Annotated in this window: 15 protein-coding genes; 8 read left to right on the top strand and 7 right to left on the bottom strand. The window is 48.3% G+C overall.

Annotated features, from left to right (window positions below):
- Positions 1-17: 17 nt before the first annotated feature.
- Positions 18-956: a LysR family transcriptional regulator gene (locus AC1RR2_RS02650; RefSeq protein ID WP_493220760.1), complete on the bottom strand. Its 939-nt coding sequence runs from the start codon at positions 954-956 to the stop codon at positions 18-20.
- A gap of 577 nt (positions 957-1,533) precedes the next feature.
- Between AC1RR2_RS02650 and AC1RR2_RS02645 the strand changes: the two genes are divergently transcribed.
- The 7 genes from AC1RR2_RS02645 to AC1RR2_RS02615 all read left to right on the top strand — a co-directional run bounded on the left by AC1RR2_RS02645 (position 1,534) and on the right by AC1RR2_RS02615 (position 10,213).
- Positions 1,534-3,819 (top strand): TonB-dependent receptor, encoded by a 2,286-nt coding sequence (locus AC1RR2_RS02645; RefSeq protein WP_493220759.1) that lies wholly within the window; start codon positions 1,534-1,536, stop codon positions 3,817-3,819.
- Positions 3,820-4,062: 243 nt separating this feature from the next.
- A complete protein-coding gene (locus AC1RR2_RS02640; RefSeq protein ID WP_493220758.1) occupies positions 4,063-4,947 on the top strand; it encodes an alpha/beta fold hydrolase in 885 nt (294 codons plus the stop codon).
- Between the two features lie 47 nt (positions 4,948-4,994).
- Positions 4,995-6,221: a substrate-binding domain-containing protein gene (locus tag AC1RR2_RS02635; RefSeq protein WP_493220757.1), complete on the top strand. Its 1,227-nt coding sequence runs from the start codon at positions 4,995-4,997 to the stop codon at positions 6,219-6,221.
- 7 nt (positions 6,222-6,228) lie between these two features.
- Positions 6,229-7,017 (top strand): ABC transporter ATP-binding protein, encoded by a 789-nt coding sequence (locus AC1RR2_RS02630; RefSeq protein WP_493220756.1) that lies wholly within the window; start codon positions 6,229-6,231, stop codon positions 7,015-7,017.
- A complete protein-coding gene (locus AC1RR2_RS02625; protein ID WP_493220755.1) occupies positions 7,010-7,744 on the top strand; it encodes an ABC transporter ATP-binding protein in 735 nt (244 codons plus the stop codon). Before AC1RR2_RS02630 ends, AC1RR2_RS02625 begins: the two co-directional genes overlap by 8 nt.
- A 314-nt stretch (positions 7,745-8,058) precedes the next feature.
- Complete coding sequence (locus AC1RR2_RS02620) at positions 8,059-9,075, top strand: branched-chain amino acid ABC transporter permease (protein ID WP_493220754.1); 1,017 nt, start codon at positions 8,059-8,061, stop codon at positions 9,073-9,075.
- A 61-nt stretch (positions 9,076-9,136) separates the two neighbouring features.
- On the top strand, positions 9,137-10,213 hold the full coding sequence (locus tag AC1RR2_RS02615; RefSeq protein WP_493220992.1) for a branched-chain amino acid ABC transporter permease: 1,077 nt from the start codon (positions 9,137-9,139) through the stop codon (positions 10,211-10,213).
- A 375-nt stretch (positions 10,214-10,588) separates the two neighbouring features.
- Here the strand turns inward: AC1RR2_RS02615 and sugE are convergent, their stop codons facing one another.
- The 5 genes from sugE to AC1RR2_RS02590 all read right to left on the bottom strand — a co-directional run bounded on the left by sugE (position 10,589) and on the right by AC1RR2_RS02590 (position 13,121).
- A complete protein-coding gene (gene sugE / locus AC1RR2_RS02610) occupies positions 10,589-10,909 on the bottom strand; it encodes a quaternary ammonium compound efflux SMR transporter SugE (protein WP_493220753.1) in 321 nt (106 codons plus the stop codon).
- A 103-nt stretch (positions 10,910-11,012) separates the two neighbouring features.
- Complete coding sequence (locus AC1RR2_RS02605) at positions 11,013-11,510, bottom strand: GNAT family N-acetyltransferase (protein ID WP_493220752.1); 498 nt, start codon at positions 11,508-11,510, stop codon at positions 11,013-11,015.
- A 37-nt stretch (positions 11,511-11,547) separates the two neighbouring features.
- Positions 11,548-11,916, bottom strand: a complete 369-nt coding sequence (locus tag AC1RR2_RS02600; RefSeq protein ID WP_493220751.1) for an NINE protein — start codon at positions 11,914-11,916, stop codon at positions 11,548-11,550.
- A gap of 149 nt (positions 11,917-12,065) precedes the next feature.
- Complete coding sequence (locus AC1RR2_RS02595; protein ID WP_493220750.1) at positions 12,066-12,467, bottom strand: ACT domain-containing protein; 402 nt, start codon at positions 12,465-12,467, stop codon at positions 12,066-12,068.
- Positions 12,468-12,479: 12 nt separating this feature from the next.
- Positions 12,480-13,121, bottom strand: coding sequence for a Vat family streptogramin A O-acetyltransferase (locus tag AC1RR2_RS02590; RefSeq protein ID WP_493220749.1), 642 nt, complete (start codon positions 13,119-13,121; stop codon positions 12,480-12,482).
- A gap of 214 nt (positions 13,122-13,335) precedes the next feature.
- Between AC1RR2_RS02590 and AC1RR2_RS02585 the strand changes: the two genes are divergently transcribed.
- The gene (locus AC1RR2_RS02585; RefSeq protein ID WP_493220748.1) at positions 13,336-14,100 is read left to right on the top strand and encodes a hypothetical protein; all 765 of its coding nucleotides are present in this window, start codon (positions 13,336-13,338) and stop codon (positions 14,098-14,100) included.
- Positions 14,101-14,316: 216 nt separating this feature from the next.
- Here the strand turns inward: AC1RR2_RS02585 and AC1RR2_RS02580 are convergent, their stop codons facing one another.
- Positions 14,317-17,424, bottom strand: a complete 3,108-nt coding sequence (locus AC1RR2_RS02580) for a TonB-dependent receptor (RefSeq protein ID WP_493220747.1) — start codon at positions 17,422-17,424, stop codon at positions 14,317-14,319.
- Positions 17,425-17,437: the final 13 nt, after the last annotated feature.

The raw sequence follows: 17,437 nt of genomic DNA, 5'->3' as shown, positions 1-17,437 counted from the left end.
TTAGTTTATTTTTTGCTCTATCTATTGAATTTTTCAGGCAGACTTTCCGCATCGCCCGACAAGATAAACAAGTGGGGATTTTTTTCCGCCAGATCGCGCAACAAATTCCACACGACGCGCACTCTTTGCAAGCGATACAAGTCGGTTGGCGCCACCAGACAGAATGATCGTTCCGCATAAAAATGATTGGCCAAGACACGCACTAAGCGCCCATCATTGGGCACCGCATAAGGCGGTGCCAAAATCAAACCTAAGCCTAATGCAGCCGCTTCGCATTGCGCTGCCAGGCTAGTGCAACACATGCGCCTATGCGGGGTAAAACCCAGCTCGCCCATGTAATTGAGTCCACTGCTGGCGAGCCTATCTTGCACATAATCGACAAAATCATGCTTAATCAAATCAGCATGTTCCCTGATCGGCGGATGTTTAGCCAAATACGAAGGAGCGCCATAAATGTACATGCGAAAACTAGCCAGCCGGGTCACCATATAACGCCCCGTGCTCGGCGGATCGAGCATGACACCCAGATCGGCTTCACGATTGGCGAGATTAGCAAATCGTGGCAGCAATAATAGATCCACGCTCAGATCCTGATGCGCCTGCAATAACTCAACCAAGGCCGGCGCTACGATGCGTGAGCCAAAAATTTCGGGCACACCTAAACGCACTATGCCTCGCACCGAAATCTGCGCCCCTGTCAATTCATCTTGGGCAGCAGTCACGGCACTTTCCATCGCTTCGGCATGCGGCAATAGAGCTTGCCCCATTTCTGTCAGCTGATAGCCTTCACGGCTACGATCAAACAAAGTAGCGCCCAATTGCTCCTCTAAACGATCTATCCTGCGTGCGACCGTCGTATGTTCAACCGCAAGCCGGCGCGAGGTACCAGACAAAGTACCAGAACGTGCCAGCTCTAAGAAGTAACGTAAGTCCGTCCATTCAGGCAAAGTAGTCATAGAACTCCCGGTTGATCAATTGAGCGTGAACTTGACGCTGAAAACAAACTTCGCCTACACGAGCGCGTGTAGTTTCATTGTGCATCAAAGCACATAAGTTTAGCAAATGCTCCCTTTTTAATCGAAATTACTTTTTCATTAAGATAAAAATGCGCCGAATTAGCGCATTGACTAGTTTGTTGCGCACTTACCACGTGCATGATTTTGCCCATACCGCACAATTTTGGCGCCAATTTGCTCAGGATTTTCAAAAAAATCAAGATTTTGCCTTGAATTCCCGCTTTTTAGTATTAAAAAAATATGCATGTGCATTTATGCACAGTCAGTGGGCAGTTCCTCGTCTTTCGAAGCGCTTTGAATTCAGACACACTGCAATCCGTGCTGTTGCTGATACCAATGCTGATGCATACCACCTAGGGACCTTTACACAACCGCGCAGTAGCTTGTGTAAAGGTCCCCGGAAACAAAAGCACTTTATAAGACTAACGCAAGACCACTTCGATAAGCCGCCCATTGCAAGCACTTCGCAAGCTTCGGTTTGATCGAATAAAAAAAATCGACAACTCTGGAGACCTTCATGACTGCATCAAAAAAATCACAGCGCAAGCTCGTCCTGCTCAGCCGTTCAGCAGCCGCCATTTTTGCTATCTACGGCAGTGGCTTAGGCTACGCACAAGCACAATCTAACGAGGCCACAGCCAAAGCCAACGATGATACCCAAATCGCTAAAGTCGTCGTCAGTGCGCGTCGCCGCGAAGAGACTTTGCAAGATGTACCTGTCTCAGTGACAGCGTTTAGTGCCGATCAAATTACCAAAAACGGTATCGCCGATATCACAGGCTTGTCATTGACCTTACCCAATACCACCTTGAGTGCATCGCGTGGTACTAACTCTACCTTGACCTCTTTCATGCGCGGCGTGGGTCAGCAAGATCCTCTGGCGGGTTTTGAATCTGGCGTGGGTATCTATCTCGACGATATTTATCTGGCGCGTCCACAAGGTGCAGTGGCCGACATTTACGACGTGGAACGCATCGAAGTCTTGCGCGGTCCGCAAGGCACCTTGTATGGTCGGAATACGATTGGTGGTGCAGTCAAATATGTGACTCGTAAAATGGGGCCTAACACGGATATGCGTCTGAAAGCTTCGGTTGGTAGCTATGGACAAATGGATGGCGTATTCACGGCTAGCACGGCCATCTCCGACACCGTACGTGTAGGCGGCACTCTGGCCAAATTCAAGCGCAACGGCTTTGGTACCGATTTCACTACAGGTGAAGATAACTATAACAAAGATATTTCTGCTGCACGTTTGAGCGCAGAATTTATGCCGAACAGCTCCTTGTTTATCCGCATCTCCGCTGACACGACGCAAGACGATTCCAATGCAAAACACGGCCATCGTTTAACCGTCGGCAAAATCACGGGCGCGCCTATACTCAGCAATGTGTACGACACTCGCGCTAACTTGAATACCGCATTAGGTCATAAACAACAGGTAACGCAATCGGGGGTTTCCGCTTTAGTTGAATACCAAATCCAACCGGATTTAATGTTCAAATCGGTCACTGCATCACGCCACGACAAATCCTATGCGCCTATCGATTTTGATTCTTTAAGCACGGTCGACTTTGATGTACCTGCGCTCTACAAAAACAAACAGTTCAGCCAAGAATTCCAATTGACCTACACCGGCAAATCCATGCAAGGCGTGGCGGGCGTGTACTACATTGATGCCAATGCCTACGATAAATTTGATGTACGTCTGCTAGGCACGTCTACTTTCACCGAAGGCGATATCGACACCAAAGCATGGGCGGCATTTGCCGATGCCAGTTTTGATCTGAGCAAAGACTTTAGCGTGTCGCTTGGTGGTCGCTACACGGTGGACAAGCGCGAAGCCAGTATCCTGCGTCAAATCTATCTCGGCACAGCAGGCTCTCCGGGCATGGGTAATCCATCAGCGGTCTTTTTCAGAACCGACACCAATTTGAGCAAATCTGATCTGCACCGCGAGGACAAAAAATTTACACCGCGCATCTCCGCTAGCTGGAAACTCAGCGCCGATCAAAATGTGTATGCATCCTGGACTGAAGGCTTCAAAGGCGGTGGCTTTGATCCACGTATGAATTTGGTAGGCTCCAAACTCAGCTTAGACAAAGCCAAACAAGGTTTCTTACCTGAAAAAATCAACACCTTTGAACTCGGTCTCAAATCCGCATTCGCAAACAATAGCGTGTTCACGAATGTCGCCGTATTCCACAGCGACTACCAAGATGTGCAGATTCCAGGCTCGGTGGCAATTGATACCAACGGCGACGGTAAAGATGACAGTTTCGCTGGCGTGACCACGAATGCAGGTAAAGCGAAAATCGACGGCATAGAGATCGAAGCAACGGCGCGTCTCACCGATGCATTCAGCTTGTCAGGCATGTTCAGCTACATTGATGCGAAATACACTAAGTACGTCGGTGCCGGTAACGTCGACGTGGCATCTCTGCGTGTATTTCAAAATACGCCCAAACAGAGCTCTAGTTTACGTGCCAATTACGACTGGTCTATGCCTGTGATGGGGCATTCCGGCAAACTGTCCTTGAGCAGCAGTCTGGCCTTCCGTGGCAAAACTTATCAGTTCGAAACCCCAACGCCTATCCTTGATCAAGACAGTTACAAATTGTGGAACGCCAGTTTGGTATGGACACGTTCAGATAACGCGGTGCGTGTAGGTCTGCATGGCAAGAATCTGAATGATGCTCGCTACAAAGTCGCTGGCTATTTATTCCCAACTTTAGGCGAAGGCAGCACGACCGCTTTCTACGGTAATCCACGCACTTATACTTTGACTTTGGATTATCGTTTCTAAGCAGCTTCATTAACTTGTTTCTAAAACTTGTTTCTAAAACTTGCTTCTAAAACTTGTTTCTAAAACCTAAATGAGGGGCGGTTCTGGTATGCGCTTGCCGCCTCATTTTAAAAACGCGTTTTAGAAAATTTCGGCGACCAGCTCAGACTGGGTTGGTCGCTTTTTTTCAGGCAAATTGACCATAATAAAGTGACGAGACTGTACCTGAACTCGTTACACTAATTCCACCAGGGCTGGGACATCGTGAGCGATTTTAAAGAAATCTATTTTCAGAGTAAGGACGGTCTGCGTCTGTATGCACGCGACTATCCAAGCGACGATATTGCGCTCAAGCCTACATCCAAGTTAGCTGTGATCTGCATTCACGGCCTCACCCGCAATGCCTCTGATTTCGACGAACTCGCACCTTGGATCGCGCAACAAGGCCGACGCGTCATTGCCGTCGATGTGCGAGGACGCGGACGTTCACAACATGCCAGCAAAGCTAGCCACTATCATCCCATGGTGTACGCCGCCGATATCATCAGTCTGGCGCAAACTCTGGGCATTCGTCGCGCCGTCTTCATCGGCACTTCTATGGGTGGCCTGATCACCATGAGCTTGGCACTGCGTAAATCCAATTTAATCGCTGCGGCAATCTTAAACGACGTGGGTCCCGTGCTATCACAAAAGGGCTTGAATCGTATCGCCTCTTACGCAGGTGAAGGCAGCGATTGTGCCAATTGGGAGCAAGCCAGAGATTACATCCGTGAAATCAATCAATCGGCATTTCCCAATAATAGCGAACAAGAATGGGACAAATGGGCGCACCGTGCCTTCGCACAGAATGCACAGGGGAAATTGGAATTGCAGTATGATCCTTTGATCGCGACACCACTAAAAACGGGCAAACTTAAGGCCAGCTCTTGGATCGCCAAATGGGCCTTTCGCCGACTGACGAAGAAACGTCCTTGCCTCTTGGTACGTGGTGCGATTTCTGATTTACTAGAGCAGGAACAGGCCAGTTATATGTTGAATGTTGCGCCCCATTTGCAATTTGTAGAAGTGCCAGGAATAGGCCATGCTCCCATGCTCACGGAACCGGAAGCAAAATCAGCCATACAAAAATTCTTAAGCCAAGTGGAATGAGTCGACTACTTCATTGGTCGAAAAACTAAATCGCAGGAGACAAAGAAATGCAAACCAAGTCAACAAAACCCTACCAACGCAAACGGATTGCCATCAGCCTTAGTCTATTCGGCGCATTGCTCGGCAGTTGTCTTAGTACTAGCTATGCGCTCGCGCAAGATATTAAGATCGCACTGATTGCAGGAAAAACCGGCGCCTTAGAAGCCTATGCCAAAGAAACCGAAACCGGTTTCATGATGGGCCTGGAATACATGACCGGCGGCAAGATGGAGATCAATGGCAAGAAGATCAAAGTCATTATCAAAGACGATCAAAGCAAGCCGGATATGGGACGCACCTTATTAGCGGAAGCCTACGGTGATGACAAAGTCGATATCGCGGTCGGCACCACCTCATCCGGTTCTGCATTAGCCATGCTGCCCGTCGCCGAAGAATACAAAAAGATTTTGATTATTGAACCCGCCGTTGCAGATGCGATTACGGGCGACAAGTGGAATCGCTATATCTTCCGCACCAGTCGCAATTCTATGCAAGACGCCTTAGCCGCCGCCAGCACCATTAAATCTGGCGGCAGCATCGCCTTTTTAGCGCAAGACTATGCTTTTGGACGCGATGCCGTGAAAGCGGCCAAAGAAGCTTTAACGACCTCAGGTTCCAAAGCCAAAGTGGTGCATGAAGAATATGCGGCACAAACTAGCACCGATTTCACGGCACCGGCACAAAGAATTTTTGATGCGCTAAAAAACAAACCTGAGCCCCGCATCTTGCAAATCGTTTGGGCTGGCCCTAGTCCTATGAATAAATTAGCCGACTTAAAGCCCGAACGTTTCGGTATTAACCTAGCACCCGGTGGCAATATTTTGCCGGTCATGAAATTGTGGAAGTCTTACGTCGGCACCCAAGGCACGATTTACTACTACTATGATTTCCCAAAAAATAAAATGAATGATTGGTTGGTCGCCGAACACAATAAACGCTTTAAAGCACCACCCGATTTTTTCACCGCTGGTGGTTTTGCGGCAGCGAGTGCGGTCTATACGGCTTTAAGTAAAGCACAATCATCCAACACCGAAAAACTGATCGCAACGATGGAAGGCATGGAATTTGAAACGCCCAAAGGCAAGATGAACTTCCGTAAAGAAGATCATCAGGCGCTGCAATCCATGTATCACTTCAAGATCAAAAAAGATCAAAAGAATGAGTGGGATTTGTTAGAACTGGTGCGTGAAATCCCCGCCAGTGAAATTCCGGTTCCTGTCAAAAATAAGCGATAAGACTTTCATGCAAAACCCTAGTAGCCCTTCTTTGCTTTCACCCTCCTTGAGCACGCGCGATTTGAGCATACGCTTCGGCGGTCATGTCGCGGTGAATCAAGTCAGTGCCGACTTCTATCCTGGGACATTAACCGTTATAGTCGGCCCTAACGGTGCAGGTAAAACTACCTACTTCAACTTAATCTCAGGTCAGTTAAGCGCCAGCTCAGGTAGCGTGCATTTAGCTGGTAAAGATATCACGGCATTAGGCGCAGCCAAACGTACGCGTGCTGGTATAGGTAGGGCATTCCAACTGACGAATTTGTTTCCGCATTTATCGGTAATAGAAAATGTACGACTAGCGGTGCAAAGTCGCGCTGGCATCGGTTTCAATATTTTTTCCTTGTGGTCCGTCCATAAAGAATTAATCGAGCGCGCTGAATACTATCTGCAGCGAGTGTCATTGGCAGAGCGCCGACAAGACAAGGTGATTAACTTATCGCATGGCGATAAGCGCAAACTGGAAGTCGCATTACTGCTGGCACTAGAACCTGACGTGATGATGTTCGACGAACCAACCGCGGGCATGAGTGTCGATGAAGTACCAGTAGTACTCAAGCTGATACAAGAAGTAAAAAACGACCACAAGAAAACCATACTCTTGGTGGAACATAAAATGGATGTGGTACGCAGCTTAGCCGATCGCATCATCGTCTTACATAATGGCACGCTGGTAGCCGACGGCGATCCGGTAGAAGTGATGGCATCAAGCATCGTACAAGAAGCCTATTTAGGGACAGGTGTCGCTCATGAATAATCCGTCTCCTGCCTTACTCACTTTAGAAGGCGTGCATACCCACATAGCCGAATACCATATCTTGCAAGGCGTGGATTTGATTGTGCCTCGCGGCCAACTATCTGTCCTGCTAGGTCGCAATGGTGCTGGCAAAACTACCACGCTAAGAACCATCATGGGTCTGTGGCATGCCAGTAGCGGCAAGATTGTTTTCGATGGCGAAGACATTACTAGCAAAACCACGCCCGACATCGCACAAACGGGTATCGCTTATGTGCCCGAAAGTATGGCGATCTTTTCTGATTTGACGGTGAAAGAAAACCTCCATTTAGCTGCACGCAATGGCCCTATGGACACCGCACGACTGGAATGGATTTTCGGTTTCTTTCCTGCCCTGAAAAAATTCTGGAATTACCCGGCAGGTAATCTATCAGGCGGACAAAAGCAAATGGTGGCAATCGCTCGCGCCATCATAGAGCCTCGCAAATTGTTACTAGTCGATGAGCCAACCAAAGGTCTGGCTCCCGCCATCATCCAGAGCCTGATCGCCGCCTTTCAAGAACTCAAGGCAAACAACACCACGATCCTACTAGTAGAACAAAATTTCAGTTTTGTGCGCAATCTGGGTGATACCGTATCGGTGATGGATGACGGACGTATCGTTCATGCAGGTAACATGCGTGAATTGGCTGAGGATGAGGAATTGCAGCAGAAGTTACTTGGATTGTCTTTGGCGAGTCATCAGTGAAGTACTTAGGTTTGACTCTATTTTTTTGATATGACTTGATCATGGCCGTGTTGGTTGAGACCTCGTATATTCCGCTTCTGCGCCGCCAATTGTGCGTGACAGAAAATGGAAAAAGAAGTGTCTTTGTCTGAGCGAAGCGAGTTGTAGACACTTCCCATTTTTTGTCATGCACAATTGGGAACCCGAAGGGCGGCGTAGCGCGGTCGCCTTTCTTTGCATACTTTCTTTGGCGAAGCAAAGAAAGTATGTGGCTGCCGGGCCACCCCCGGGCCTGCGCACGCATATTAGCGACAAAAAGGAATTTAGGACTTGAAATGAACAATACTGATGCAGCCAATAGCTTACCCAAAACACCAAGAGACCTCGCGCCTCTATTATTAGTGCCACTCCTGGCACTAATCATGTTGCCCTTGGTTGGCAGCTTTCCGACTTGGCTGACCTTAACCATTGCTGGACTCGCGATGGGGATGATGATCTTTATTATGGCCAGTGGATTGACACTAGTCTTTGGTTTGATGGATGTACTTAACTTTGGTCATGGCGCCTTTGTCGCCGTCGGGGCTTACGCTGCGACTATGGTGTTGATTCCACTCAAAGGCTGGTTGGAGATAGACTCCTTGGGGACGAATCTGGCAGTGCTAGGTCTGGCGATATTGGTCGCGATGCTGGTGACTGCCGTCATAGGTTGGGCGTTTGAGCGACTGATCATCATGCCTGTATATGGACAGCATCTGAAACAAATTCTAATCACCATGGGCGGCATGATTGTTGCAGAGCAATTGCTGGGCGTGATCTGGGGTGCGGAACAAATTCCTCTGCCCTTGCCTGAGAGTCTGCGTGGTGCGATTTTTATCGGCGATGCGGCAATCGAGAAATATCGTTTGATCGCCGTGGTCGTCGGCCTGAGCGTTTTTGCCGCCATGTTCCTTATTCTGAATCGCAGCAAACTCGGCTTATTGATACGCGCTGGTGTCGAAAACGGTGAAATGGTGGAAGCGCTGGGCTATCGCATACGCCGCCTCTTCATCGCCGTATTTGCAGCAGGATCAGCACTGGCCGGACTAGGTGGCGTGATGTGGGGCTTATACAAAGAAACCCTGACGACCACGATGGGAAGTGAAATCATGGTGATGGTGTTTATCGTGGTTATCATAGGCGGACTTGGTTCTGTCGGTGGCTGCTTTATCGGTGCTTTGTTGATGGCACTGGTCAGCAATTACGCGGGTTTTCTGGCACCAAAACTTGCTTTGATTTCGAATATTGTGCTGATGATGAGCATCTTACTATGGCGTCCCGCCGGGCTGTATTCGATCGGTCGACGTGGGGCTTAGACCGCCTTTTTTCCGACCACACCCAAGATAAATAACCAAGACTGCACCTATGACTAACGCCCTGTTTCGCCAACTACTCTCCGATGATCAGCCACGCAGCCGGGTCTTGTCCGGCCTGTTAATTTTGATTTTTTTGGGACTGCTTACGGCACCCTTCATCACCAGTGGCGCACGTCCATTAAATACCGCCGCAACTATCTGTGTGTACATTATTTTGGTGGCCTCGTATGATTTATTACTGGGCTATACGGGCATTGTGTCCTTTGCCCACACCATGTTTTTTGGCATCGGTGCGTATGGCGTCGGTTTGGCACTGGCGAGCCAAAATCCAAGTTGGGGCTGGATTTTAATTGGCGTCATCTTGGCTCTGTTATTGACACTGGGACTGGCATTACTGATAGGTTTGTTTGCCCTGCGTGTCAGGGCGATTTTCTACTCTATGATTACGTTAGCGGTGGCTTCTTCGTTCGCGGTATTGGCATCGCAGTTATCCGATTTCACTGGCGGCGAAGATGGTAAAACATTCCGTGTCCCCGAGCTATTAACACCCAGTTTTCAACTATTCGAAAACGATATTTTTGGCCGCACGGTGGACGGCAAAGTTATCACGTACTACATCGTATTCTTTGCCTGCTTAGTTTTGTTTTTATTCCTGCTGCGCGTCGTCAACTCACCTTTCGGCCGCGTGTTGCAAGCGATACGTGAAAATGAATTTCGTGCCGAAGCGCTTGGTTACCGTACGGTTTTATACCGCGTGTTAGCCAACTGTCTTGCTGCTCTAGTAGCGGCACTGGCTGGGGCATTGATGGCTTTATGGTTACGTTATGTAGGGCCGAAAACCATGCTGGGATTTGAAGTCATGACAGACATCTTGCTGATCGTAGTGATAGGTGGCATGGGCACACTGTATGGCGCGGTAATAGGTGCGACACTTTTTATCATTGCGCAGAATTATCTCAAGAATCTCATGGCACAAGGTTCCGAGGCCTTGGTCGACTATCCCGTGCTGGCGCAGATATTTCATCCTGACCGTTGGATGCTATGGCTGGGCGTGCTATTTATTTTGTCGGTCTACTTTTTCCCCACTGGCATAGTAGGGAAATTGCGTAATACAAAAAATAATCGTGGCCAGAAATAGGGCCTGTTAACATTTAAATTGGGAGATGCGTTCAAGCCAAAAGGTGGGATGGCAAGGCGTAGTTCGCCGCCGAGGCTGGTGCCTCGGCAAGAGCTACAACGCTGTCCATCGCGCGTTTTGGCTTGAACCCTTCGGGAATGGGTAAAACGGGCACATGGCGTTGTTGCAAGTCGCTTACAGTGCTCGCACTGCGGCGCGCCTTGACGCCTAGCCCTGTGCCCGTTTTTCCGCATTCGCACTCCCGATTTAAATGTTAACAGGCCCTAGTCCAGCACCTTGAATTTCGGACTATCTATTTGGGTGTATTGAGCGATTATGAAATCGCACACTCATGCGGTATGCGATAGGCGATACAGAATTAACCGATCAGAAGGTCTAATTCGGCGTACTTAATTTCAGTCCGACGATGCCGGCAACGATCAGTAATAGACTAATGAGGCGCCCCGCATTCGCTGGCTCGGCAAATAGAACTATGCCTAGCAATGCAGTGCCCACTGCCCCGACGCCGACCCACACCGCATAGGCGGTTCCCACAGGTAAGCCCTTCATTGCAATTCCAAGCAAACCCACACTGATCAGCATTGCAGTCGCGGTCAGGACGCTGGGCCAGAATTTTGTAAATCCTTCTGTATACTTCAATCCTATAGCCCACGCGATTTCAAACAGTCCTGCTACTACCAAAATGAACCAATTCATGACTACCCCCATCAATTAAAAATTGGGGTCGTCCCCGATCAAAAAATGCCAACCGTGAGGTCGTCCCCACAGCATTAGTTTACATCACTGAAATTAGCTCTGCTCAGCGCCGCATAAACCGGGCATCCTCGCCATAGCTGGCGAGTTTTTTCAGCAAAACTGTATCGGCTTGAGTGACTTGAAAGCCAAAGCGCCGCCAAAATGCTATCGAGTTTTGTACGGCGACCAGACAAGCTGAAGGCAAACGGGCTTGCTGTTGCAGTTCAAAAAATGTCGCAACTAAAGCAGCGCCAGCGCCCGCACCACGTAACTCGGGCGAAACTGACAAGTCGTGTAAATACAAACAGTCTGGATTGACAGGCAGTTCGCAGGTAGCGGCATTCAAACTCGGGGGCGCTGCCGACAACCAAGGCAAGGCAAACAAGTAAGCCAAGACCTGAGCTTCATACTCGGCAACGACGCAAGTCTCAGGGCTGGCCTCAAACTTTGCCATCAAGGAAGTACGTGATTCTGGAATATCACCGGAATAGCAGGCAGCCTGTATCGACATCACGCTATCGATATCAGTCCCACGCATAGGTCGAATTGTGAGCTGCTTCATCTATGCTTCACTGCGTATCCATAAAATCTGTGCCGATTCAAATCTGCCCGTATTTCTGACTAAAGGCCTCATCACTCATGGTCAGTAACAAAATAAATTCGATAAGGCTAATGAACGCTGGGATTCCAGTCCAAAAGAAAACAAGGTACACAATGCCCCAACCAGTATCACCCAAATAAAATTTATGCGCGCCCAGCCAGCCTAAAAATATCGCAAACAGAGCCGCAGCAATTTTGCTTTTACCATTCGGTGCCACCGCACCAATATTGCTTGATGCAGGCGCAGGCATTTGGCGCACCCCACATTTTGGGCAAATCTCCGCTTTCAATTTAATCAGCGAACCACAGTCCATACAAAATTTTTCATCGACATTTTTGCCGCTACTATTAAAAACAGCTTCAGTCATTTTAAGTCCTTCGCAAATAAGAGCACCAGGTTTCCGTTTTGGGGTAACAGTAGAAACGAAACAGTATAGCAACATCAGATAGAAATTATCACAATTTTTCAGCTGGTAGGGTGCTCACACTCCTATTCAGACTGATCCGCTATCGCCGATTAGTCACGTAGGGATGTTTGCAATTGCAACAGGCATGTCAACGCCATTTGCGCCTGATGAGAAGCGACAAAAATATGATCGTGCTGATTGCCCGCCACCACATTACAGCTAATTCCAGCTTTTCCTAATGCAGTCGAAAAAGCCGCCGTCAATCCTATCGCGGCTAAATCTGAATTCACGTTCAACGTGATCCAGGCACACCGATAGGCAAAGACCAAACCTAAGCCTCGGGCGACGCTTTCATGCATGACGACGGACCAACCTTCAGGCTCACGAACAGCTGCAATGACATCATCCCAAGGCACAGCGTGATTCGCAGGGAGAGTCGCAAAAACATACTGCCCCTCGTGCAAGACGGGATCCATGCTACTTAACAGCGTACTTAAATCAGAAATTGCCATCGCTCAGTCTCATTATTCAGAAAGCGCTGCTTGCTTGAGCACTGCAATATCACCGGCAGTGATCGCTTTCAAATGCTGACTAATTTTTTGCGCTGGCCAATTCCACCAGGCGATCTCCAACAATTGTGCGACCACGTCAGGCTCAAATCTTTGCTTAATTGGCTGCGCTGGATTGCCACCAACGATGGTGTAAGCGGGAACATCGCGCGTCACAACAGAACGCGAAGAAATGATGGCACCGTCACCAATTTTCACGCCTGGCATGATCAAACTATCGTAACCTAGCCAAACATCATGACCGATCACGGTATCGCCCTTAAACGGCAAATCACCTGCCACGGGTGCCGCCGCTTCCCAACCTCCGCCAAAAATATAGAAGGGATAAGTGGAGAAACCCGACATGGGATGATTGGCACCATTCATAATAAAACGGACACCACGCGCAATCGCACAGAATTTTCCTATGATGAGTTTGTCGCCGATGAAAGGAAAATGGTAGAGCACATTGCGTTCAAAATTTTCCGCGCCATCGGGATCATCGTAATAGGTATAGTCACCCACAATAATTGCAGGGTTTTGAATTTTATTTTTGATGTAACAAACTTGCGGAAAACCCGGCATAGGATGCGGGTTCAAAGGATCAGGACCAAACAAATTAAACTCCTAAAAAATATTAAGTCTGTGCTAAATTTTACTATCAAGTTTAAAAAGGGTCATGAGAAAAAATTAGATGCCTGCAACTCTAGCCCTTCAACCAGCAAGTCCGGATACTTTAGAGTAAACTGAATCGCCCATTTCAACAATCGGTCGCAGCGCCAAGACACTATACGGTATTAAAGTATCTAACTCTATTTGACGAGGGATCACGATGTTTTGTAACTCAAACAAATTTAGCAAAATAGTTTCCCTACTTTTGTCATTCACATTGACACTATTTGCGTCCGAAAGTGCATTAGCTTGGCAGACTTCAACGAATGCTAAGAGTAAAGATGTTTCAACACAAAAAGCCAGTCACTGGGGCTTGCACGGCATGTTAGTTTTTGGTGGGAAGGAAGGTCTCTATGCTTCGCATCTGCCTATGTTCCATGCGCCCCATGATCGTCAGCTTATTTTTCGCTTTCATCTACTCGATACAAAAATTGATAATGCGCTGCGTGCCAGCTTAGCGCGGGCGCCAGAAGTGTGGACTTTAGAGCCAGAAGAGTTTGATTTAAATCGCTTGCAAGCAAAGACACCAAATGCTTTACGACAATTTACCGGACGACTGGTGCAGGGGCATTTTGAACGTGGCGGAAAAGAGCGTTACACGCAACAAACCGTCGTGATAGACGAAATCATCGTCTTCAATACACTGAGCCCCAAAGAACAAGCACAAAGTACCGGGCACTACTATGTCATTGGCAGCGGCAGTGAAAAATTCTTGATGAAGAAAATAGACCGTCGGCCAGACTTTGACCTATTAGTTAGCTTAAAACCCGTGCCAAAATCCAAACCGGCGTCTGAGCTGTTACTGCCTACCAATACTCTCCAACTACCCGATACGCAACTCTTGAACGAAACCCTGATGTATCAATTGGGCAAAGAATGGAAAGTGAAAAAAATTATTTACTTTGAAACCGAGGATCTCAAATAAGTCAGCACGCAAGTCATGAGAGCGGCTCCAGATTTCAGATTGCGGCTGTCGTGAACAGGGTCGGGCAGTGAACCATCGTAACACTTACCAAACCAACTGCTGAATCGAATAAAAAAAGAGGTGGTAGCAGGATTTATTAACAGCCCCACTATCCACCTCAACAAGCTAAAGACAAAGGTATTACAAGGTACTACAAGCTACTACTGGGTGAAGCGATTAAAACTTGTGATTGAATTCGACCTTCAACTTCATCGTACGTGGCGCTGCATATTGACGCACTTCGCCATAGCTTGGCGTAATCGAACCATCACCGCCATCGTAAGCTTCTTGACGCGTCAGCACCACTTGATTGTTGAACACATTAAAAATGTCGAATCCAAACGACAGGCCTTTGAGTGCTGCTGGCTTATACGTCAAACTCAAATCCATACGTGTTTCCCATGGCATACGACCTATGCTGCCACGTGGCGCAGGTTTGCCGTCGCACCACATATAGACGGCACCATAACCCGGGCCACCCCAATCGTGTCCATATTGATTCTTCAAGCCCGCTTCAGCATCAAGATCGGTGCCTTGGCAAGTCTTGGCACGACCCGATTGCAATAAGAGATTGGTCCCCATAGACCATTCCTTACTCAATTCATAAAAACCAAATGCTTTAATTGAATGGGTACGGTCGTTCGGCAACACGCCGTTGGTGAAGCTCATGAACTCCGGAAAATCCCAATTGGCAGTCGTGGCGATATCAGACTGACCGGTATCCGAATTGGTCTGGCCTTCCATATTGCCCTTACTACGAGACAAGGTGTAATTGATCTTGCCGTACCAGGAATTGCTCAAAGGATGTTCGGCAAAGAAATCCAAAGCTGCATATTTGCGTTCCGCTTTTGGAAATCCCAACTCTTTCGCTGTGAACGTCACCCAGCGACCATTGCCTGTTGCCAAGCCTTGACTGTTATGACTCTCCAGCCATAATGTGGCATCACGGCCTGGATTAAAGATGAAACAATTCAGATAAGAACGGGCATCGCCTTCCTGCTTCAAGCCTACACGCTCGGAATAAGCCGCTAATGGACGCACATCACAGTTATCATCAATACCGGCGCCCAAATTACGATAAGTAAATTTAGCGCCAATATTCAATTGGCGACTCATGGCTTTCTCAAAACCCAAAGTCAACTCATCCTGAAAATTGGGTTTCAAGTCACGTGCAACGACAGAACGAGGATCTTTCGCTTGTCCCAGTTCACCGTCAGGTGTACCCGGCGGGTTGATCGCACGTAAGCCTGTTGGCTGACCATTAATATCAATGCCGGAGTAAGTGAAATCCTGCAAAGTGTAGGTGGAGCGACTGGCAGCACGTGCCGCCACCTGCGTTGGCAGTTGCAAGAAATAACGCCCCGCACTACCAAACACTTTGAGTGAAGCATCGCCGTTGACGTCCCATGAAGCAGACAAGCGCGGCGCTAACTGATTCTTCATATTAATGAATTTTTGCCCGTCGCCATTGACGTTACTATACTGATCATTACGCAAACCGGCGATGATCAATAAATCTTTAGTGGCTTGATAGCGGTCTTCCAAATATTGCGCACTTTGCTTAGAGCTAGCCTCGGTCAAGCTACTAAACTTGAACTCAGTCACATAATAACCTCGGGTGCCGAAGCCACCATAATTTGCAACGATGGCGGGACGGCTTAAGGTCAGATTTTGTGCAATATTTTCTTTGCCGTCAGCCACTTTGCCATAGGTCCAAGTTCCGCCACCCGCAGTAGCCACACCAACATTGCCGGAATCAAGCTCATTGCTGTCGATACCGCCACGTATGGTATGCGCGCCAATTTTATATTCCAGATCGAGGCGTAGCGATTTGACTTCATCCTCACCCGGACGAGCGCGAGTTCCACCATAGCGCACTTTATTCACATATAGGCTCTGATCAAGCTCGGGCACACGGGCACGGGCGGAAGAACCTATAGAATGAATACTACCGTTCGGATCACCAGAAAAGTAAGAAATACCACGTGGGGTTTTAAGCTGTCCCGCCAAGGCTGTCAGTGTCAAGGCATCAGTCAATTGTCCCGTGTATTTCAAAGCATTTGAAGTCGCACCAGAAGCGCCGGCATTTTTCGAATTGATTTGCGTCCACAAAGTATTATTGTGTTTAGTTGTGGCTACGTCATAGCCATAGGTACTGGTCAAAGCATGGTTGGTATCACCAATCGAGGTCCACTCTATGCGATGGTCGTCGTTGATATTCCAATCTAACTTTGCCAGATAACGATTGGTTTCATTGCGCGTATTGGTCCAGCCATCGCGTGCCAAGGTATTGCTATTAACCAGATCGCCTGCGGTGCCCGCTTCCGTCACCGTTTTTTCTACCGCCGCAAACAGGAACAATTTATCTTCGACCAAGGGGCCGCCAAGGTAGGCACCATATTGATAGATATTATTGGTGCTGACACTATTCTTGAAATGCAATTTACCATCGACATGACTATCACTGCCTGTCACCGGATAGTAGATATCTTTCGCCTTAGAGCGCAAAGAATTAGGCGTTAAACTAAATGAAGCACCGGTTTCCCATTTATTCGTACCGCTCTTAGTCGTAACGTTGAGTACACCACCAATTGATCGGCCAAATTCCGCACCGAAACCGCCGGTGATGATAGAAGTCTGAGCAATCGCGCCCCATGGCAGTTGGGTAAAACCCACTTGTGACAAGGGATTCGTTACAGGCAAACCATTAATATAGTACGAGTTCTCAGAGACACCGCCGCCACCAAAACTGGCAACATTACCGTAGGCGGCATCACCACGCGTAGTATTCGGGGCCAACAAAACCACCGCGGTCAGATTGGTTTGTACCGGCAGTTTGGCCAGCTCTTTCGCTGTGAAAACAGCACCATTATTCGTGTTCGAGATATCAATACGCGAACGGGTGGCACTGACCGTCACTTGTTGCGTTGCTGCCGCGCCAAATGAAGCATCCATCCCCTGCCCGATCACCATCTCAAAGTCCTGAGTGCCTGCGACTTTGCCTTCACGTAGGACCTCAACCCGGTAATGTCCCGCTGGCAGCGCGCTCACGTTATAGCGTCCATTACTATCAAGAGTGACTTGACGCTTTAATCCCGTGTCTATGTTTTGGATGACGATCGAGGCTCCCATAGGAGAGTCGACCTTACCGTAAATCGTACCGCTTGCATTCGATTGTGCATAAGCGATTTGAGTACCGCCGACAGTCACTACACCGATACCAAACGCCATCATTAATGCATGCGCTACGAGCGTTTTCTTAAACGCTTGTTTCTTATTCGTCATATTCTTTTACCTT

Source organism: Undibacterium sp. GW821-FHT11H02 (genome assembly GCF_058808015.1).
This window is presented reverse-complemented; position numbering and strand designations above follow the sequence as displayed.